Raw genomic sequence first — 21,276 nt, forward strand, 5'->3', positions numbered from 1 at the left:
GAAGCTTTTCCCACTCTCCTGAAAAAGGCGATGGCCGGCAGACAATGACGTCTGCCGGCCATCGTTTTTCGTGGTGGCGTTCCGTGTGGACGGTGCCGTATCATCGTCGCCGATATCCATGATCATGGCTACGGGGGCCGTTCATGCGGGCTGTCTCGTCCTCACTCGTCGCGATCCTGCTCGGTGCGGGTCTCGCCTCTCCTGCCTACGCGGCTTCCAAGACCTATGACGTGCTTCCGGGCCGGCTCGTCATCGGCCTGTACACCTATGCCGGCGCCAGCCCGGCCGCGGCGATGGAGCGACTCGGAGATCTCGCGCTCAGCGAGGCCCGGATGGTCCCTGGGAGGCCGGCCTTCGTGGTCGACGTGCCGCCGGACCGCAGTCAGGAGGCCATCAAGCTGGTCATGGGCGCGCCAGGCGTCCGCCACTTCGGCGCCGAGGTGCGGATGCGGCCCGACACGATTCCCGGTGATCCGGCGAAGGCCGGGACGCTGGACACCGTACGGGTGCCCGCTGCCCGCACCTGGGGCGCCGGAAGCCCGGACACCGTCGTCGCGGTGGTGGACAGCGGTGTCAGTCCGACCGCTGAGCTTCCCGCCGACCGGCTGCTGGCCGGGCGTGACTTCGTCGATGGCGACGACGACGCGTCCGACGCGAGCGGGCACGGCACGCTGGTGGCGAGCGTCATCGCCGGCACCGGGGTGAACGGCGTCTGCCCGAAGTGCCGCATCCTGCCGGTCCGGGTGAGCAATGCTGACGGCGGATACGCCGCTGACATCGCCGCCGGCATCGTCTGGGCCGCCGACCAGGGCGCTCCCGTGATCCACGTGTCGGGGGCCGGCTGGAGCACCAGCCGAGTGCTGGAGGAAGCCGTCACCTACGCCGGCTACAAGGGCTCCCTCGTCGTCGGCGAGGCGTTGAATCCGGCGGTCGCCACCGAGGACGTGTACGGGACGGAGCGGCGGAGCCTGGCGGCCGGGACCGTGGACCGTGCCGGCCTGGTGAACGGCGGCGTCACGGACAGCACCAACTACTGGTCCGATGTGGCCGCCGCCGACAACCTCCGGGTTCTGGACGCGACCGGAACCGCGCGTTACCTGGCCGGAACCGCCGCGTCGGCCGCCGTCGTCGCCGGCACGGCCGGATTGGTCCTGTCCGCGAAGCCGGACGCCACCGCCGAGCAGGTGCGCGAGTCGATCCTGCGCAACGCGCTGCCCGGCAACCACCTCGGCGAATACCCCCTGTCGGTGCTGGACGCGGGCGCGGTGCTGAGCGAGTTCGGCACCGCCGACACGAAGGCGCCGGTGGTCGCGGCGACCGGCCTGACCGCCGGGCAGATCGTCGGGACGACCCCGGTGGTGGTCCGGCCGCGGATCACCGACGACCACGGCGTGAAGCGTGTCGAGCTCCTCCGCGGCGGCAAGGTCGTCGCCGAGCGGCGCACCCCGTGGGACAAGCCGCTGACGCTCACCGCGCCGGCCAAGTGGACCGGGCAGCAGGACGTGACCGTCCGCACCTACGACTACGCCGGCCACGTCGGCGAGGCCACCACGAACGTCCGGTTCGACACCGTCGCACCGACCGTCACCTTCGTCTCGCCGAAGCTGAACACCGCGGTCCGCAGCCCGTTCCAGGTCGTCATCTCCACCGACGCCGACGTCACGTCGGTGACCGCTTCCGGCGTCAAGATGGTCCGCCAGCCGGGCACCAACCTCTGGAAGGCGACGCTGCGGTCCGGCGACGGCGGCGGCGGGATCTTCTCGATCGATGCGAGGGACGCGGCCGGCAACGTCGCCACCCCGAACTGGACCGGCACCGTCGACTCCACGGCGCCGACCGCGAAGACGATCAGCCCGGCCGAGAAGACCCGGGTGCGCAGCACCGTCACCACCTCGGTGAGCGGGATCCAGGACCAGATCGGACTCGCGAAGGCCGAGCTCTGGGTGGACGGCAAGTACGCCGGCGCCGGCACGTCCCGCAAGGTCAGCACGGCTGGTAAGAACGGCAACGTCAAGCTGACCTGGAAGCTCACCGACAAGCTCGGCAACGCCCGCACCTACACGCGGACCGTGATCGCCGACAACAAGGGCCCATCGGTGTCGATCACCAAGGCGCCGAAGAACAAGGCCAAGGTCACCGGCACGGTCAAGGTCTACGTGAAGGCCTCGGACACCGCCGGCGTCGCGCGCGTCGAGCTGCTCGTGAACGGCAAGGTCGTCGCCACCGACAAGACCTCGGCGTACGTGCTGAGCGTCAACACGAAGAAGCAGGCGAAGACGATGAAGGTGCGGGTCCGGGCGTACGACAAGCTCGGCAACGTCACTTACACGACCACCCGGACCTGGTCCCGCAAGTGAGGGCCGCGGCCGTAACCCTGGCTGCCACGCTGCTCGGCGCCGTGGTCGCCGCTCCCGCGAATGCCGCGGCCGCTCCGCCCGTACGAATCAATATCGGTCTTGTCGCGGACACCGACGGAGACGCGCTGCTGAATCGGCTCGGTATCGCGGCGAGTGAGCCGCGCGTCGTCGAGAGCATCGGTGTGCTCAGTGTCGCGGTGCCGGCCGATGCCGCCCAGGCCGCGGTGAAGGCGCTGGCCGGGGAGAAGGCCGCGGTCCGGTTCGTGGAGACCGATCACTGGACCGCCGGCGGCGCGACCCCCGAGAGGCTCACCGGCCGCGAGCTGGAGCTGGTGAACGTTCCGAACGGTGGTGCCCACCTCGGCAGTGACGCGGTCACCGTGGCCGTCGTCGACAGCGGGGTCACCGCCAACCGGGATCTGCCGGCCTCGCGGATCGTTCCCGGGTACGACTTCGTCGACGGCGACACTGATCCTGCCGACGACAGCGGGCACGGAACGATGGTGGCCGGCGTCATCGCGGCCGCAGCGGGCGACGACTTCGGCACGACGGGAGTCTGCGCCGCGTGCCGGATCATGCCGGTACGGGTGGTCCGCAACGACTCCGAGGACCAGGTCGAGGGCAGCGTGGCCGATCTGGCGGCCGGCATCGTCTGGGCGGCCGATCACGGCGCCCGGATCATCAACGTCTCGCTGTTCACGTTCGAGGACAGCCGCATGCTCGCGGAGGCGGTGCGGTACGCCGACGGCAAGGGCGCCCTGATCGTGGCGCCGGCCGCGAATATCGGCCCGGATCGGCTCTACCCCGCGGCGACCGAGCCGGTCCTCGGCGTCACCCAGGCCCTGTCGGAGGGGAACGCCGGCCACCTCAACACCGAGGAACCGCCGTGGGTCGACCTGGCGGCCTCGTCGAGTGCACCCGCTGTCGACGCGAACGGCCGGCTGCGGGCCATCGGCTGGGTGGAGGCGCCGGCCGCGCTCACCTCGGGCGCGGCAGCGCTGCTCCTGTCCGCGAAGCCGGGCATCGAAGCGGCCGGCCTGCGCGAGGCGCTCATGAAGAACGCCACGCCGGCCAACTACCGGATGGACAAGTGGCCCGTCGACTTCCTGAATGTGGGACGCGCGCTCTACAGCCTCGGCGGCGAGGACACCGTGGCGCCCCGGGTGACCGGCCTCGGGCTGACCCGGACGCAGGGCGGCGTGGTCGGCCAGGTGGCGGAGATCTGGCCGGCGATCGTCGACGACTACGGCGTGGACCATGTGGAGTTCTTCGTCGACGGCAAGCCGATCGGCACCCGTGACCGCACCTGGAAGACGATCTATCTGGAGCCGCCGGACGATTTCGCCGGGACGATCCGCGTCACGGCGAGGGTGCACGACCTGTCGGGCCGCGTGGGCGAGCTGACGCAGACGGTGCCGGTGGACACCGCCGGGCCCGTCGGCGGTTCCTTCCTGGCCCCCGCGAAGTCCACGGTGTACCGCCGCGCCGTCCCGGTCAAGGTGGTGTTCCGGGGCACCTCGGACGTCGCCTTGGCCACGGTGAACGGCAAGGACATGACCCGGGTCGCCGGCACCCAGGACTGGCAGGCGACGGTCGAGCCGAGCGTCACCGAGGACGGCGAGTACGGCTCTTTCCAGGTCCGGGTCTACGACGCCCTGAACAACGAAACGATCCACCAGCGAGACGTGATCATCGACGGCGCGCCGCCGACCGCACGGGTCGTGCCGGCGCAGAACACCCGGGTGCGGGGCTCGGTCCGGACCTATCTGGAAGACCTGCGGGATCAGACCGGCCTCGCCGAGTCCGGCCTGTGGGCGAACGGGAAGTACGTCGGCGACGGCATCGGCCGGTGGGTCGACACCAGCGGGGTGAACGGCAACTTCGTCCTGACCTGGAAACTGACCGACAAGGCGGGGAACACCGCGGTCCTGAACCGCACCCTGATCGCCGACAACGCCGGCCCGACGGCGACGGTCAACCCGTCGCAGAACAAGCGGGTGCGGGGCACCTTCACCACGTCGGTCACCGGGGTGAAGGACGGGGCCGGTCTGGCGAAGGCCGAGCTGTGGGTGGATGGGAAGTACGCGGGCGCGGGCACGTCTCGCAAGGTCAGCACGGGTAAGAAGAACGGCAGCGTCAAGCTGACCTGGAAGCTGACCGACAAGCTGGGTAACGCGCGGACCTACACGCGGACCGTGATCGCGGACAACAAGGGTCCGTCGGTGTCGATCACGAAGGCGCCGAAGAACAAGGCGAAGGTCAAGGGGACGGTCAAGGTCTACGTGAAGGCCTCGGATGTTTCCGGCGTCGCGCGCGTCGAACTGATCGTCAACGGCAAGGTCGTCGCCGCGGACAAGACTTCGGCGTACGTGCTGAAGGTCAACACCAAGAAACAGAAAAAGAAGATGAAGGTACGGGTGCGCGCGTACGACAAGCTCGGCAACGTCACCTACACGGCGACCCGGACCTGGACCCGGTGACGAACATCGATATGATCGCAAGCTCATCCATGTAGCCAATGGTCACGGGGGCCATCGCTTGCGCGCTCTATCGCTATCCCTTGCTGCCGTTCTGCTGACCGGCGCGGCCGTCACGGCGGCGACGCCGGCGGCCGCCGCGCCGTCGCTGCTGCCGTTCAACCTCGGTCTCGCGCCGGGCGTCGACGCGTCGACACTGACCACCCGCCTGGGCGTCGTCCACCGAGGTCTGGAGTGGATTCCGGGGCTGAACGCGGTCCGGGCCGATCTCGAGTACGACGACTTCGCCGCGCTGTGGAACAAGCTGAAGGCGGCGCAGCCGGAGATCCTGCGTTACGCCGAGGTCGAGCAGACCGTCGACCTGAACGAGTCGGAGGTCCGGCCGCTGAACGGCCGTGAGCTGGAGATCGTCAAGCCGTCGCGGGCGAAGCCGGAGGGCCGGCCGGTGACCGTGGCGGTCCTCGACACCGGTGTCACGGCGAACGCGGCGCTGCCGGCGAGCCGGCTGGTCACCGGCGTCGACGCCACCAGGCTGCCCTTCGTGATGCTCCCGGAGCAGCCTGACATGGGCAAGAACACCGCTGACGACGCCGGGTTCGGGACGATGGCCGCCGGGATCATCGCCGGTGACTCGGGTTTCTGCCCGAGCTGCCGGATCATGCCGGTGAAGATCGCCAACCAGTATCGAGGTGAGCTCACCTCGCTCTCCGCGTCGCTCGCGGCGGGCATCGTCTGGGCCACCGACAACGGCGCCCAGATCATCACCACGCCGGCCGTGGTCCAGTCGAACAGCAACCTGATCCGTGAGGCGGTCGCGTACGCGCTGTCGAAGGACGTGCTGATCGTCGCGTCGGCCGGTAAGTACGCGAACGATGGTCGTCCCGTCTACCCGGCCGCCACCGACCCGGTCCTCGCGGTCAGCGCCGTCGACACGAACGGCGGGTTCACCGGGCGCAGCAACTACGACCGGAACCAGCACGCCCGCTGGATCGACGTGGCCGCGGCCGAGGGTGCTCCGGCGGTGGACCACCTCGGCGAGAAGAAGCAGCTCGCCGGCGTCGAGGGGGCGACCGCCGTGACGGCCGGCGCCGCCGCGCTGGCGCTGTCGTCGAAGGCGGGAGCGACAGCGGCCGAGGTGCGCCGGGCGATCACCTTCAACACGACCGTGGGTGACCTGCCGGTGCTGAACGCGGGCCGGGCCGTCCACGACGTGGTCCGCGACGACAGCGAGGCGCCTGTCGTCACGTCGACCGGCCTGACCGACGGCCAGCTGGTCACCAAGACGGTGTCGATCAAGCCGACCGCCACCGACGACTACGGGATCGGCACGTTCGCCCTCTTCCTCGACAACAAGTACGTCTCGTCGATCTCGAAGCCGTGGGAGGCGTTGCGGTTCGTGCCGCCGGCCGGCTTCTCCGGGGACTTCCCGGTGACGATCCGGGTGGTCGACTACTCCGGTAAAGCGGCCATCAAGACCACTGTCGTGAAGGTCGACACCCTGGGCCCGACCGGCGCCATCGCCTCCCCGGCGGCCGGCACGCACATCCGCGGCGCGGCGAAGGTCGTCTTCCGCGGTGCTGCGGACGTCGCCTCCGCCAAGGTCAACGGTGTGGCGATGAAGAAGACGGGCGCCGACTGGGTGGCTTCCGCCGTACCGAGCAAGGGTCAGCTCCTCGTCGAAGCGGCCGACGCGCACGGCAACATCACCCGATTCACCCGGACCGTGGTGGCCGACAACGACGGACCGACGGCGACGGTCAACCCGGCTGCCGGCACCAGGAAGAAGGGCACCTTCACCACCTCGGTCACCGGCGTGAAGGACGCGTCCGGCGTGGCGAAGGCCGAGCTGTGGGCGAACGGGAAGTACCTGGGCGCGGGCTTCTCGAAGAAGGTGGCGACCGGCAAGCTGAACGGCAACGTGAAGCTGGTCTGGAAGCTGACCGACAAGCTGGGCAACGCGCGGACCTACACGCGGACCGTGATCGCGGACAACAAGGGTCCGTCGGTGTCGATCACCAAGGCGCCGAAGAACAAGGCGAAGGTCAAGGGCACGGTCAAGGTCTACGTGAAGGCCTCCGACTCGGCCGGTGTCGCTCGCGTCGAGCTGCTCGTCAACGGCAAGGTCGTGGCCAAGGACGTGAAGGCCGGCTACGTCCTGTCGGTGAACACCAAGAAGCAGAAGAAGACCATGAAGGTACGGGTCCGGGCGTACGACAAGCTCGGCAACGTCACCTACACCAGCACCCGCACGTGGTATCGGTCGTGATCGACCTGCCGTAGCATCCTGATCAGAATTCATGATCTTGGCTACGGGGGCCTGCTCGTGCGAGTGATCTCATCGTCTCTGGTGGCGATTCTGCTGAGTGCGGGAGTGGCGGCTCCCGCCCTCGCAGCGGACGCGGCACCGGTTCGCCTCGACGTCGGCATCGCGACCGGCGTCGATCCTGCGGCGATCGTCGCCACCCTCGGCGCGGACGCGCCGCAGCCCGAGTCGGTGACCGGCCTCGATGCGTTCACCGTCGACCTTCCGGCCGATCGGGTGGCCGCCGCCCTCGCCACCCTGACGAAGACGCCGGGGGTGCGGTACGCCGAGCGGAGCGTCCTGGTCCAAGCGGACAGCACGTCGTCCGACCCGATGGAGATCCCGCAGGCACAGACCTGGACCCGGGGAAGCTCGGACCTCATCGTCGCGGTCGTCGACACGGGCGTCAGCCCGACCATCGATCTCGGCGAGGACCGGCTGGTCGAGGGATACGACTTCGTCGACGGCGACGCCGACGCCGCGGACGGCAGTGGCCACGGCACCGTCGTGGCGGGGGTCATCGCCGCTGATGTGGACAACGGAACCGGCGCCAAAGGCGTCTGCGACGAGTGCCGCGTCATGCCCGTCCGTGTGTTGGGGGATCTCGGCAACCCGAAGCCCGAGGGAACGTCGGCGGACGTCGCCGCCGGGATCGTCTGGGCCGCCGACCACGGCGCGAGGATCATCAATCTGTCCCTCAGTACGGCTTCACCGAGCTCGCTGCTGCGGGACGCGGTTGCGCACGCGTCGGGCAAGGGCGCCCTGGTCGTCGGTTCGGCCGGGAACGTCAGCTCCCCCGCGAAGCGATACCCGGCCGCGTACGAGCCGGTGCTGGCGGTCTCGTTCCAGGCCGCCATGGGCCAGAACTCGGTGGAGCGCTGGGTGGACCTCACGGCGTACGCGGGCGACAGGGTGGTCATCGGCCGGGACGGAACCAGGCAGGTCGCGGCGGGCTCCTCGGCGGCGACCGCCGTCGTCTCCGGAATCGCCGCGCTGGCCTTCGCGATGAAACCGTCCGCCACCGCCGACGAGGTGCGGGGAGTCATCAAGCGGTCCGCCGAACGTCGTAGCTATCAGAAGCCCTACGACGCGCCGTTCGTGAACGCGGCGAAGACGGTCTACAGCCTCGGCGGCACCGACACGGTCCCCCCGGTGGTCTCCGCGACCGGATTCAGCGACACCAGGCTGTACGCGCTGGACGGCGCGCAGGCGACGCCGACGGTCAGCGACGACCACGGGATCGAACGGGTCGAGTACATCGTCGGCGGCAAGGTGATCGCTGCCGTGCCGATGGCCAACTGGTACTACTGGCTGTCCCCGGCCGATGGATTCAAGGGCACGATGCCGGTGACCGTCCGCGCTTACGACTACGGCGGTAACCGGGCGGAGAAGACCACGGTCCTTCATTTCGACGCCGAGCGGCCGACCGGGGCGTTCGTGGAGCCGGCCACCACTGTCGTGCACGGGAAGGTGCAGGTGGTGGTCGAGTCGCCGTCGCCGGATGTCGACTTCATCTGGGGCACCGACCAGACGATGACCCGGATCCCCGGCACCAACCGCTGGAAGGGCATGGTCGACCTGTCGAAGACGATGGAGTGGTCGACCATCAACGTCTACGTCCGTGACAAGGTCGGCAACCAGAGGACCGTGAGCAAGACCGTCTTCGTCGACTCCGAGGCACCTTCCGGAGGCGTCATCACGCCCGCGGCGGGCAAGCGCGTCCGGGGCACGTTCACGAGCACGCTGACCGACGTCGTGGACGAAAGCGGCGTGGTGAAGACCGAACTCTGGGCGAACGGCCGATATCTCGGCACCGGCACGTCGAAGCAGGTCGCGACGGGTGGGACGAACGGCAACGTGAAGCTGGTCTGGAAGGTCACCGACAAGTTCGGCCAGTCCCGGACCCTGCCCACCCGGACCGTGATCGCCGACAACAAGGGTCCGTCGGTGTCGATCACCAAGGCGCCGAAGAACAAAGCCAAGGTCAAGGGCACGGTCAAGGTCTACGTAAAAGCTTCGGATGCTTCCGGTGTCGCTCGCGTCGAGCTGCTCGTGAACGGCAAGGTCGTGGCCAAGGACGTGAAGGCCGGCTACGTCCTGTCGGTGAACACGAAGAAGCAGAAGAAGACCATGAAGGTACGGGTCCGGGCGTACGACAAGCTCGGCAACGTCACCTACACCAGCACCCGCACCTGGTATCGGCGATGAACGTCGATACGGTTTCCGTCCGATCGTTTGTGGACTAGTGGCGACGGGGGCCATCGGTGCGCGTACTTGCCATCCTTCTTGCCACTACGCTGCTCACCGGTGCCGTCGCGGCGCCGGCATCTGCGGCTGAGCAGACCACCGCCCGGATCAATGTCGGACTGGTTGCCTCCGGTGACACGGCGGCCGTCCTCGGTCTGCTCGGCGACCGGGCGCTGACAACCCGGTCGATCGCCGGCCTCACCGCGATCATCGTCGAGGTTCCGGCGACGGCCGCGGAGGCCGCCGTCGCCGCGCTGGCTGCGGACACCGCCCACGTCCGGTACGCGGAACTCGACGGCATCGTCGAGGCGGACGCCGACAAGTACGAGAGCACCAACAATCGGCCGTACACCTACACCAGGGTCCTGGGTGCGCGGACCTGGGGTCTCGGCGATCCGTCGATCACCGTGGCGGTCGTCGACTCCGGTGTCACGCCGAGCGTCGAGTTGCCCGCAGCCCGCCTGACCCCCGGGTACGACTTCGTGGACGACGACGCGGACCCGGCCGACGACGACGAGCACGGCACCATGGTCGCCGGCGTGATCGCGGGCGAGGTCGACAACGAGGTGGGTGCCTCCGGTGTCTGCGCGAGGTGCCGGATCATGCCAGTCCGGGTGCTGGCGCACCGCGAAGGCGGCCCGGCCCAGGGCGCGACCTCGGACGCCGCCGCCGGCATTGTCTGGGCGGCCGCTCAGGGCGCTCAGGTGATCAACGTGTCGATGAGTACCGCGCAGCCGAGCCGCCTGCTCGAGGAGGCGGTCCGCCAGGCGAGCGGCAAGGGTTCGCTGGTCGTGGCTGCCGCTGGCAACGACGGCGTGCAGGCCCGGCACTATCCGGCGGCGATCGAGCCGGTCCTGGCGGTGGGCACGGTCCGGGAGGGCCACACGACCTCGACGAACCGGAACGCGCGTGGCGATCTCTGGATTGACGTGGCTGCCGAGGACGGCATGTACGCGATGGACCTCGAGTCGGACAACCGCAAACTCCTCGGCACCTCGGGGCCGGCCGCCCTGGTGTCCGGTATTGCGGCGCTCGGGTTCGCGGCCCGCGCCGGCAACACCGCCAAGGCGGTCCGGTCCGCGATCCTGGCCGGCGCCGTACGGCCGCGCTACGACACCTACTCCTCCGTCTGGGATCCGTCGATCGTCGACGCGAGCTACACCATCTCGAGGCTCGGCGCTGTCGACGACGTGGCACCGGTCATCTCGGACACCGGCCTCGTCGACGGCCAGGTGCTGAGCTGGGACGGCGTGCCGATCAATCCGACGGCCTCCGACGACCACGCGATCCAGCGCATCGAGGAGATCGTCGACGGCAAGGTGATCGCCACGGTGGACCGGCCGTGGCACGACCTCTACGTCAAGGTGCCGATCGGGACCACGGGCCGGGTTCTGGTCACCATCCGGGCATACGACTACGCCGGGAACCACGCCGACGCGTTCACCACGGTTCAGGCCGACGCGGGCAAGCCGGTCGCGTCCTTCGTCCCGCCCGTACCGGGCACCTACTTCCGGACGGGTCGACCGGCGCAGGTCGTGGTGCGGGTGGCAGCGGACAGCCCGCCGGTCACCAGGATCTTGGGTGCGGCCGGCAAGTTCGTTCAGGTAACCGGCACCGATGACTGGACCGGCACGGTCACCCCGACCGCGTCGGGATTCGTGACGGTGAACGTCGTCGGAGCCAACCGGATCTCCGTGTCACGCAGCACCTATCTGCCGATGGACGACCAGGGCCCGCAGGTCGCCGCGTTCTCGCCGAAGTCCGGCGCGTTCGTCCCGGGCACGTTCACGAGCGCGCTGAGCGGAGTCATCGACCTCCAGAGGGTGACGAAGGCTGAGCTGTGGGTGGACGGCCGACTTACCGGCACCGACACCGCAGCGCCGTTCGCGATCACGGTCCGGGGTCTGAAGACCTCGCAGCCGCGGCTCCGCTGGCAGCTGACCGACGCCGGCGGCAACGTCACCACGCTGTCCTGGACGGTCCGAGTGGACACGGACGGGCCGACGGCGACGGTCGATCCCGCTCAGAGCAAGCGAATCAGGGGTACGTTCACCTCGGCGGTGACCGGGGTGAAGGACGCGTCCGGCGTGGCGAAGGCCGAGTTGTGGGCGAACGGGAAGTACCTGGGCGCGGGCTTCTCGAAGAAGGTGGCGACCGGCAAGCTGAACGGCAACGTGAAGCTGGTCTGGAAGCTGACCGACAAGCTGGGCAACGCGCGGACCTACACGCGGACCGTGATCGCGGACAACAAGGGTCCGTCGGTGTCGATCACCAAGGCGCCGAAGAACAAGGCGAAGGTCAAGGGCACGGTCAAGGTCTACGTGAAGGCCTCCGACTCGGCCGGTGTCGCTCGCGTCGAGCTGCTCGTCAACGGCAAGGTCGTGGCCAAGGACGTGAAGGCCGGCTACGTCCTGTCGGTGAACACCAAGAAGCAGAAGAAGACCATGAAGGTACGGGTCCGGGCGTACGACAAGCTCGGCAACGTCACCTACACCAGCACCCGCACCTGGCGTCGCTAGCGGTTCAGGCCCGGGCGGTGTGCCGGCGGATCAGGCGCATCGCCCCGGGCTCGACCGAGGACCACGGCTTGTCGCTGCCGTGCACGGCGAGTCCGGAGGTCTTGATCTCGACGACCGAGCCCTGGAACTCGTCGTCCGGTAGGAGCAGCGCGGACACTTCGGACACGGTCGGGTTGTGGCCGACCACGAGGACCGTGCGTACCGTGTCGGGGACCGCTCGGAGCAGGTCGAACACCTCGGTGCGGCCGCCGAAGTAGAGGCCTTCCTCGTAGTGCACCTCGGGCGCGGCGTGGCCGTTGTCGCCCTGTGCGAGCGCCACCGAGGCGTTCTGCCACGTCTGCCGGGTGCGCTTGGCCGGCGAGCAGAGCACGAGGTCCGGGTGCAGGCGGGCATCGGCGAGCCAGGCGCCCGCGGCGTCCGCGTCGGACTCACCCCGTTCGGTGAGCGCGCGGTCGAAATCGACGAGTTCACCGGGCGTCTCCGCCTTGGAGTGGCGCAGCAGGATGAGCGTTCGCGAGGTCATGGCACCAGCTTGCCTGATTGGAATTTCGCGTGGGCGGGTAAACGGTCGATCGACGCATTCATCACGGTCGAGCGCGGACGCACGGCCGGGCGGACACCCGAGGAGGGTCCGATGGGCATCGGCGCGAGCATTTTCCTGCTGATTCTGGGCGCGATCCTGGCGTTCGCCGTGGAGGCGGACATCAGCGGTCTCGACATCAACGTCATCGGCTGGATTCTGATGGTCGGCGGTCTGGTCGGCCTGATCATCACACTCTGGTACTGGAACAGCCGTCGCCGGACGGTGGTGACCCGCACGCAGCAGCCGGTCGCCGGCGCCGGTTACAGCAGTGAGTACCGCGAGGTCCGCCGCAACGACGATGTTCCCCCGCCGCCGCCCCCGGCGTACTCCTGATCGAACAGTCGGAAAAGCCCCGGGCGACCCCAACGGCCCGGGGCTTCTCCGTGACGTCAGACGTACAGGGCGAAATAGATCGCGATGTGGTGGCAGATCGCTGCGACGAGCGTGCACGCGTGGAAGAACTCGTGGTGCCCGAAGACGGTCGGCCACGGGTTCGGCCGGCGCAGCGCGTAGAAGACCGCCCCGACCGTGTAGATCGCGCCGCCCACGATCATCAGGACCAGGATGGTCACGCTCATGTGCACGACGTCCGGGATGATCGCGACGGCGACCCAGCCCAGGGCGACGTAGAGCGGCGCGCCGACCCAGCGTGGCAGGTGCGGCCAGAGCATCTTGAGCGCGACGCCGCCGAGCGCGCCACCCCACACCAGGCTGAGCATCAGCGTGGCCTTGCTCTCGCTGAGCAGCAGCACGCAGAACGGCGTGTAGGTGCCGGCGATGAAGATGAAGATCATCGAGTGATCCATCCGCCGCATGATCTGGTAGCCGCGTTCGCTCCAGACCCGGCGGTGGTACAGCGCGCTGGTGCCGAAGAGACCGCACACCGTGATGCTGTAGATGAGGCAGCTGATGAACGGACCGATGCCCGGGCGGGTCAGAGCGATCGAGCAGAGCACGATGCCGCAGACCAGGGCGACGAAGAATGCGTACTGATGCAACCGGCCGCGCAGCCTCGGCTTGCCGAGATCGGCGGGCTTCATCCGGAACGGGGTTGAGGTCGTCACGCGATCCAGGTTACGGCACCGTAGGTTACTAATGGGTAGTGATGCCGCATACGGAAAAGCATGCCCGATGATTTCCTCATGAAGGTACGACGTGCCGGCGCCTCGGCGCTGTTGATCGAGTGTGCTGACGCCGATCGGGTGGAGGATTGGCGGGCCGAGCTCTGGCGCCGCCGGGAGAGCGGCGAGCTCCGGGTCGAGGAGATCGTTCCAGGAGCGCGGACGGTGCTGCTCGACGGCGTCGATCCGGAGATCGTGGAGCGCCTGGCCTCCTGGGAGCCGCCGCCGGGCGGCGCTCGTGCCGAGGGGCCGCTCGTGGAGGTGCCGACGATCTTCGACGGCGAAGATCTGGCCGACGTCGCGGAGATCTGGCAGGTGTCCGTTGCGGAGGCGGTGAAACGCCTGGTCGAGACACCGCTGACGGTGGCGTTCTGCGGCTTCGCACCCGGTTTCGCCTATCTCCGCGGCTTCCCCGAGGCTTGGTCGGTGCCGCGGCTCGCAGCTCCGCGGCCTCGCGTACCGGCTGGTTCGGTGGCCCTCGCCGCCGGCTATGCCGGCATCTATCCGGCGGCCTCGCCGGGTGGGTGGCGCTTGGTGGGTCACACCCACTTGGAGATCTTCGATGTACGCCGGGAGCACCCCTCTCTCCTCGTCCCCGGAACTCGCGTGAACCTGGTCGAGGAGAAGAAGTGATCACCGTTCTGCGAGCCGGCCCGCTCACCACCGTCCAGGACCTCGGTCGTCCCGGCTACGCGCATCTCGGCGTGCCCCGCTCCGGCGCGCTCGACGTCCCCGCGCTGCGGCGTGCCAACCGCCTCGTCGGCAACCCGGACGACGCCGCCGGGCTGGAGACCACGCTGATGGGCTGCAAGCTGCGCTTCGAGACGGCGGCGACGGTCGCGGTGACCGGGGCCGCGGCGACGGTGAAGCTCGACAAGGAGCCGGCCCTCGGCCCGGTCGTGGCGGTGCCGGCCGGTGGCGTGCTGGAGATCGGCCGGGCCACCGGCGGCGTGCGCTCCTACATCGCCGTCGCCGGCGGGATCGCTGTCGAGCCGGTGCTCGGCAGCCGGTCCACCGACACGCTCTCCGATCTTGGACCGGCGAAGCTGGCCGATGGCATGACGCTGCCGATCGGTTCGGCCATCATTTCAAATGGCGCGCCTTCAGATTATTCGCGCGTGGCTCCGGGGAGCGGCGAGGAGATCGTTCTCGGGGTCCGGCTCGGGCCGCGCGATGATTGGTTCGACGTGGCGGGACTGTTCGGTACCCCGTACAAAATCAGTCCTCTGAGCAACCGCGTCGGCGCCCGGATGGCCGGCACGGCCCTGACCCGCACCAAGGTCGGCGAGCTGCCGTCCGAAGGCGTGGTGCTCGGATCGGTGCAGGTGCCGGCCGACGGCCAGCCGATCGTCTTCCTCGCCGACCACCCCACGACCGGCGGATATCCGGTGATCGGCGTGGTCGGTGACGTCACGCCGCTGGCGCAGGCCCGGCCGGGGACTACGGTTCGGTTCCGTGAGCTTCATTGACCTCAACGCCGACCTCGGCGAAGGCTTCGGCGCCTGGCAGCTCGGCGACGACGACGCCCTGCTCGACGTCGTGACCTCGGCGAACGTGGCCTGCGGCTTCCATGCCGGAGATCCCTCCACGATGTACCGGGTGTGCCGCACGGCTTCCGAGAAGGGCGTGGCGGTCGGCGCGCAGGTCGGCTACCGGGACCTGGCCGGTTTCGGTCGCCGCCGGATCGAATACACCCGAACCGACCTTCGCGACGACATCCTCTACCAGATCGGCGCCCTGGAAGCCTTCTGCCGAGCTGCCGGCGACCGTGTGCGCTATCTGAAACCGCATGGGGCGCTCTACAACACCGCGGCCGTCGACGAACTGCAGGCGGGTGCCGTCGTGGATGCGGTGCTGGCCTGGGATCCGGCGCTGCCGGTGCTGTGCCAGCCGGGCTCGGTGCTGGCCGTGGCGGCAGTGGAAGCCGGGCTCACGGTGGTCGGCGAAGGCTTCGCCGACCGTGGCTATCTGGCCGACGGCCGTCTGGTGCCGAGGTCCGCTCCGGGTGCGCTCGTCCACTCACCGGCGGACGTGGTCACCCGAGCCGTGCGAATGGCAGTGAGCGGCTCGGTCGTCGCCGTGGACGGGTCGATGGTGGCGTGCCCGATCCGTTCCATCTGCGTCCATGGCGACACGCCGGGCGCCGTCGACCTGGCCCGAGCAGTCCGGGCCGGGCTGGAAGGCCACATGGCAGTGCGCCCGTTCGCCTAGACCCTGGCTCCGTCAGCGCACGCGACTCGGCTGCCGCGTGCGCTGACCGGTGTTCACGACTCGTCCATGCCTCGGAGGATCAAGGGGAGGCGGCTCGGGGCGGACGGGTCGATGACGATCGGGACGCCCCAGTCCTGACGGGTCAGGTGGCAGGCACCGAACTCGGTGTCGACGTCGCAGGTGGCGGCCTGAGCCACCACCTGCAGGACGCCCTTCGGCACATCCGGGTTGAGGACGAGGCGGCGGGACAGATCGGTGGTGACGCCGTCGCCTTCCAGCAGCAGCTCGGCGGGGGACGCGGAGACGGTGAGGCGCAGAGGGGAGCCGAACTGGCTGTCCAGCTTCTGGCCCGGGGCCGGCGTGAAGATCACGTCGAGCGTGACTTCGCCGGGAGCCAGGTGGGACGGCGGGCGCTCGGTCTTGTGCCGTTCACCGCTGACCGTCTTCACCACGCCGGGGGCGAGGCGGGTCAGCCGGTGGGCGGCGGACTCGACGACCACGACCTCGCCGGCCGCGGTGACCAGCACGTCGCTCGGCTCGGCCAGGCCGGAGTCCACCGTGGAGACGGTGCCGTCGGAAGGGTCGAAGCGGCGGACCGCGCCGTTGTAGGTGTCGGCGACCAGCACCGAACCGTCCGGCAGGGCTGCCACACCGAGCGGGTGCTGGAAGAGCGCCTCCTCGGCCGTGCCGTCCACGTGACCGAAATCGAACAGGCCCTGGCCGACGGCGGTGTGCAGTACGCCGTCTTCGACGTACCGCAGTGCGGAGGTCTCGCTGTCGGCGATCCAGAGGCGCTTGCCGTCGGCGCTCACCGAGAGACCGGACGGCTGGGCCATCCACACGTCCGGCAGCGGGCCGTCGCGGAGAGCCTCGACCGTGGTGCCGGCGTAGACGCCGACGGTCCGCTTGATCGGGTCGAACCACCAGAGCTGGTGGATGCCGGCCATCGCGATGATGACCTTGTCGTCGTACCAGGCGAGGTCCCACGGGGAGGACAGGTCGGCGGCGAGGGCGTCGTGCGGGTGGTCGTCGACGGTGGAACGCCAGGGCTTGCCGGAACCGGCGACGAGGTGGACCTCTCCGGTCTCGGTGGCGAGCGCCCTGATCTGGTGGTTCACCGTGTCGGCGATCAGTACGTCGTACCCCGTGATGTTGGAGATCTCGGCGGGAAGCTGGACCAGGCCCTGCGGCTCGCTGAACGGCTCGTTCCGCTCCGTCGAACCGAACCGGCGGATCAGGGTCTCACCGTCGGCGGCCAGCTCCACGATCGAGTGGCGGGCCGAGTCGGAGACGAGCAGGTTGCCGTTCGCCAGCTCGATCGCCTTGCCGGGGAAACGGAGAAGACCGTCCGGGACGGGCGGCGGAACGAACGGGCCGTCGCCACGGTGCAGGGTGCCGTCCGCCTCGTGCTTCGCGATCAACTCGTCGATCAGGCGGGACAGGCCCTCGGCGTGACCCTCGCCGGCCATCGAGGCGACCAGGTAGCCGGTCGGGTCGACGACGGCAAGAGTGGGCCAGGCCTTCGCCGCGTACTGCTGCCAGAGGTGCATGTCGCCGTCGTCGACGACCGGGTGGTGGACGCCGTAACGCTCCACCGCGGCGGCCAGCGCCACCGGGTCACGCTCGTGCTCGAACTTCGGTGAGTGGACGCCGATCACCACGATCGCGTCGCCGTACTTCTCCTCGAGCGGCCGCAGCTCATCCAGGACGTGCAGGCAGTTGATGCAGCAGAACGTCCAGAAGTCCAGGATCAGGATCTTGCCCCGGAGGTCGGCCAGGGTGAGGTCCTTGCCGCCCGTGTTGAGCCAGCCACGGCCCTTCAGCTCGGGCGCACGCACGCGAGAATTCATGCGCCCATCGTGCCTCAGAGCAGCGGCCCCGCCCACGGGCGGGACCGCGCTCTGTGATCGGGATTCTAGGAACGCGGCTTCAGGCAGAGAACCTGGTCGCCGCCGTCCTTCGGAACCACGATGTACGGCTGGGCCTGGTCGGCGCACTGCTCCTTGGCGGAGGCGATCGACACGACCTCGAACGCGCCGGCCGTCGAGCAGTCCGCCTTCACCGGGGTGTTGTCCGACGTACGCGTCACGCACTCACCCTGGGCGACGCTGAACTCGTCGTCACCGGAGATCAGGTAGACCAGCCCGAAGACCAGCCCCAGCAGCAGCGTGGCGCCGAGCACGACGGCCAGCGTCACCGGGACGGTCTTGACGTTCGTCTTGACCGGCGCCGGCGCCGCGGGTTCCTCCGCCTTGAAGCTGTCGAACTTGTTCTGCTCGTCAGCCGGTCCGGGCCAGCTCGTCGTGTCCTCCGGGCCGGGCGGGGTGACCGTGGCACGCGCCGCCGGACTTCCCGGGTAGACACCGGGAGGGGCCTCGCCGGGCATCGGCGGAAGAGCGGGCGCGGGTACGTACGTCGAGTTGCCCCGGCCGGACACGTCCGTCGTGTGCTCGTTGAACTGGTCCGGGCCGTTACCGGTGAACTCGTTGTACGGCGGGCCGGCGGGCACCGCCGGGGAACCGGACGCCGGACCACCCGAGATCGGGAACTGCGGGGAGCCGGGCATCGAGTACGGCGCTCCACCGGATCCGGGGAACGGCGGCGCGTTGTTGCCGGGAGCATCGGGCGGAGACACCCGGGCGCTCGCCGACGCACGTGCCGAGGCGCGAGCCGGCGACTGCGGGCTCACACCGGGCGCGCCACCGTCCTGCTGCTGCGGGAACGGGAATCCGCCGCTCGGCTCGTCGTCGGCGTTCGACGGGGGCCGCTGGCCGTAGGTGCCGGCGCCATAGGTTCCAGATCGAGAGCCATCTTCGGTACGGCTACCGTCAGCGGGCATCAACCCTTCCCCATTACGAGGAAGTTCACCGGGCCCGTCGCCGGGGCGCGGGCCGAACGGGCCGCCGTCACCGGGCGCGTCGCCGGGCCGCGCGCCGAAGGGGCCGCCTTCACCGGGCCGCTGACCGAACGGGTTCTCTTCACCGGGCCGTGCACCGAAGGGGTTCTCTTCGCCGGGCCGTGCACCGAAGGGGTTCTCTTCGCCGGGCCGCGCACCGAACGGGCCACCCTCGCCGGGTCGCGGGCCGAACGGGCCGCCTTCTGCGGGGGCTTGGCCGTACGGGCCGTTGTCCTCGGCGCCGGGCTGCTGGTAGCCACGCTGCGGCAGCGGCGCGGCAGCGAATCCGCCGGACTGCTCCTCGTCGTTGCGCGGGGCGCCACCGGGGAAGCCGGGCGAGTACGCACCGGGCGGAGTGAAGCGGTCCTGCTGCTGCGGGAATCCGCCCGACTGCTCTTCCTCGTCACGCCGCTGCCCGAACGGCTGCGCACCGAAACCAGGATTGCCCTGCTGCGGCGCGAACGCCGAGTCCTGCTGCTGTCCACCGAACGCCGGTTCCTGCTGGCCGCCGAACGGCGAGTCCTGCTGGCCGCCGAACGCCGGTTCCTGCTGCTGGCCGCCGAACGGCGCGCTCGGCTGCTGCGGTGCGAACGGCGCGCTGGGCTGCTGCGGCGCGAAGGGGGCTTCGGGCTGCTGCGTTCCGAACGGGGCCTCGGCGCGCTGGGCCGCGAACGGCGCGTCCGGGTAGTCGCTCGATGAATCGTTGTCGTCGGCGGACTCCGGCTCGGCGGGGACCGCTGAGGCGGGACGGCCGTAGACCCGGGCCTGCGGCGCTGGGGCGGGCGGCGGGAGTTCGTTGGCTTCGACGCGGGAGCCGGGTACTGACGCGCTGGCCGTCACCGGGCGGGCCGAGCCGACGGCAGGGCGTTCGGCGGCGTCGCGCGGCTGCGGTACGGCGCTGCCCGACGTCGGTGCGGGCGCCGGGGCAGACGGCGGTACCGGTGCGCCGCCGCTGGAAAGAGATGCGCCGGGCACTCGCTGCGGGAAGCCGGAACCGTTACCCGGCTCGGAGTCCGCGGAGGCCTCCGGCGACCCGAAGGCGTTCCCGGACTGAGCCTCGGGCGACCCGTAGGCGTTCCCGGACTGAGGCTCGGGCGACCCGTAAGCGTTCGCGGACGGCTGCTCGGGTGACCCGTAGGCGTTCGCGGACGGCTGCTCGGCAGAGCCGAAGACGTTCCCCGACTGCGGTTCGGCAGCACCGAAACCGTTGCCGGGAGTCGCGCCCGGTCCGAAGCCGGGCGTGCCGGAAGCGGAACCGAATCCGTTTCCGGCGGGGGAGCCGGAAGCGGGTGCGGCGGAGGCAGGCCCGAAACCGTTTCCGGCAGGTGAACCCGAGGCCGGGCCGAAGCCGTTGCCGGCGGGTGAGCCGGAGGCGGGGCTGAAACCGTTGCCGGCGGGCGAAGCGGAAGCGGGCGAGGGCGCGGCGGAACCGAAGGTGTTGCCCTGAGCCGGGCCACCGAAAGGACCGCCGTTGCCGGCGCCGGAAGCAGGTGCGGAGGAAGCCGGCCCGAAAGCGCCGGAAGCAGGAGCAGGCGCGGCGGAAGCCGGCCCGAAAGCGGCGCCGGAAGCAGGAGCCGCTGAACCGGAAGCGGGCACGGACGGGCCGAACGAAGGGGCCGGCACGTCGAGGCCGCTGTTCTCAGACTCGGGCGCTGCCGGGCCGGCCGGGGTGCGCAGCGGGAAACCGCTGCCGTCTCCGCGACGGGTCGGGAAGGCGGCCGGGCGGCCGGCGTCAGACGGCTCGGGGGCGCGGTTGTTGTTGCTCTGCATCCAACTGTTCTGGGCCGGGCCTGCGGTGAAGCCGCTCGGAGGGGCGTCCGGAAGATCGTTGAGGCTGGCGCCGGGGACGCGGACGGGCTGGTCGCCGAAGGCGGAGAAACTGGTGCCGCCGGAGTCGTCGGCGGAGGGCACGGAGGCGCCGGGGGTGCGGGTCGGCAGGCCACCGGTGATCGGCGGCGCGGCCGGCGGGCTCCAGACGCCCTGGTCCGGGCCGGGAGCGCCGGCGCCACCGGAGGGGCCGTACGGAGAAGTGGAAGGAGCGACCGACCCGTACGGCGAAGCGGACGGCTCCCGCCGCGGAAGCCCGTTCTCCGCGGGTGAGGACTCCGGCGAAGGTGAAGGCGAAGGCGAAGAAGGCACGCGGGCCGACCCGTACTGCGTCCCGGCCTGCTGCGGACCCGATCCGAACGTGGAGACCGGCGGGACCACGAACGGCGAGCCGCCGTTCGGCGTCGCCTGCGGCGGAGGTCCGTACGAAGTCGGGAAACCCTCGGCCGGCGTCACCGGGGCGGATGCCCGGCCGGCCACTCGCTGACCCTCGGCGTCGGACGGGTATCCGCCCGATGCGGGTCCGCCCGACGTGGCTTCGGCCGGCTGACCGGCGTGGTGCCCCTCGGACGTCATACGCGCCTCCTCGTTTCTGCGGCCGTGCCAGCTTTGCACGGACGCGACCCCGTCGGCGTCCTTCCGCCAAAGGGCCGTGCCAGCTCTCCGGCCAAGGTCGTGCTGGGGAGCCGGGATGAAGCCCCCGGTCCTTGTCGCCGACCGGCCGCGCCGGCTTGAG

At 70.0% G+C, this 21,276-nt stretch carries 13 protein-coding genes; 9 read left to right on the forward strand and 4 right to left on the reverse strand.

Going from position 1 to position 21,276, the window contains the following annotated elements:
• Nucleotides 1–143: 143 nt before the first annotated feature.
• The 5 genes from EP757_RS11010 (at nt 144) to EP757_RS11030 (ending at nt 11,902) form a co-directional block, all read left to right on the forward strand.
• Entirely contained in the window at nt 144–2,357 is a 2,214-nt protein-coding gene (locus EP757_RS11010; protein WP_127544526.1) for a S8 family serine peptidase, read from the forward strand.
• The gene (locus tag EP757_RS11015) at nt 2,354–4,837 is read left to right on the forward strand and encodes a S8 family serine peptidase (RefSeq protein WP_127544529.1); all 2,484 of its coding nucleotides are present in this window, start codon (nt 2,354–2,356) and stop codon (nt 4,835–4,837) included. Before EP757_RS11010 ends, EP757_RS11015 begins: the two co-directional genes overlap by 4 nt.
• A gap of 58 nt (nt 4,838–4,895) precedes the next feature.
• A complete protein-coding gene (locus tag EP757_RS11020; RefSeq protein WP_160165788.1) occupies nt 4,896–7,100 on the forward strand; it encodes an Ig-like domain-containing protein in 2,205 nt (734 codons plus the stop codon).
• An 81-nt stretch (nt 7,101–7,181) separates the two neighbouring features.
• Nucleotides 7,182–9,344 carry a S8 family serine peptidase gene (locus EP757_RS11025; RefSeq protein WP_127544535.1) on the forward strand — a complete coding sequence of 721 codons (2,163 nt, stop codon included), beginning with the start codon at nt 7,182–7,184 and terminating at the stop codon, nt 9,342–9,344.
• Nucleotides 9,345–9,400: 56 nt separating this feature from the next.
• Nucleotides 9,401–11,902, forward strand: coding sequence for a S8 family serine peptidase (locus EP757_RS11030; RefSeq protein ID WP_127544538.1), 2,502 nt, complete (start codon nt 9,401–9,403; stop codon nt 11,900–11,902).
• Nucleotides 11,903–11,906: 4 nt separating this feature from the next.
• Here EP757_RS11030 and EP757_RS11035 read toward each other — a convergent pair whose 3' ends face one another.
• A complete protein-coding gene (locus EP757_RS11035) occupies nt 11,907–12,425 on the reverse strand; it encodes a histidine phosphatase family protein (protein ID WP_127544541.1) in 519 nt (172 codons plus the stop codon).
• Nucleotides 12,426–12,536: 111 nt separating this feature from the next.
• On the opposite strand from EP757_RS11035, the gene EP757_RS11040 reads away from it, so the two are divergent.
• Nucleotides 12,537–12,818 carry a DUF6458 family protein gene (locus EP757_RS11040; RefSeq protein ID WP_127544544.1) on the forward strand — a complete coding sequence of 94 codons (282 nt, stop codon included), beginning with the start codon at nt 12,537–12,539 and terminating at the stop codon, nt 12,816–12,818.
• A gap of 56 nt (nt 12,819–12,874) precedes the next feature.
• Here EP757_RS11040 and EP757_RS11045 read toward each other — a convergent pair whose 3' ends face one another.
• The gene (locus EP757_RS11045) at nt 12,875–13,549 is read right to left on the reverse strand and encodes a hemolysin III family protein (protein WP_127544547.1); all 675 of its coding nucleotides are present in this window, start codon (nt 13,547–13,549) and stop codon (nt 12,875–12,877) included.
• A 78-nt stretch (nt 13,550–13,627) separates the two neighbouring features.
• Between EP757_RS11045 and EP757_RS11050 the strand changes: the two genes are divergently transcribed.
• The 3 genes from EP757_RS11050 to EP757_RS11060 are packed head-to-tail and all read left to right on the forward strand — an operon-like array spanning nt 13,628 to nt 15,817.
• Entirely contained in the window at nt 13,628–14,239 is a 612-nt protein-coding gene (locus EP757_RS11050; RefSeq protein WP_127544549.1) for an allophanate hydrolase subunit 1, read from the forward strand.
• Nucleotides 14,236–15,075, forward strand: a complete 840-nt coding sequence (locus EP757_RS11055; protein WP_127544552.1) for a biotin-dependent carboxyltransferase family protein — start codon at nt 14,236–14,238, stop codon at nt 15,073–15,075. Before EP757_RS11050 ends, EP757_RS11055 begins: the two co-directional genes overlap by 4 nt.
• Nucleotides 15,071–15,817 (forward strand): LamB/YcsF family protein, encoded by a 747-nt coding sequence (locus EP757_RS11060; protein ID WP_127554194.1) that lies wholly within the window; start codon nt 15,071–15,073, stop codon nt 15,815–15,817. The genes EP757_RS11055 and EP757_RS11060 overlap by 5 nt, the downstream gene beginning before the upstream one ends.
• Nucleotides 15,818–15,870: 53 nt before the next feature.
• On the opposite strand, the gene EP757_RS11065 is transcribed toward EP757_RS11060, so the two are convergent.
• Both EP757_RS11065 and EP757_RS11070 read right to left on the reverse strand, forming a co-directional pair.
• Nucleotides 15,871–17,667: an NHL domain-containing thioredoxin family protein gene (locus EP757_RS11065; RefSeq protein ID WP_127544555.1), complete on the reverse strand. Its 1,797-nt coding sequence runs from the start codon at nt 17,665–17,667 to the stop codon at nt 15,871–15,873.
• A gap of 65 nt (nt 17,668–17,732) precedes the next feature.
• Nucleotides 17,733–21,116, reverse strand: coding sequence for a hypothetical protein (locus tag EP757_RS11070; protein ID WP_127544558.1), 3,384 nt, complete (start codon nt 21,114–21,116; stop codon nt 17,733–17,735).
• Nucleotides 21,117–21,276 lie beyond the last annotated feature (160 nt).

Source organism: Actinoplanes sp. OR16 (assembly GCF_004001265.1).
Taxonomy (GTDB): domain Bacteria; phylum Actinomycetota; class Actinomycetes; order Mycobacteriales; family Micromonosporaceae; genus Actinoplanes.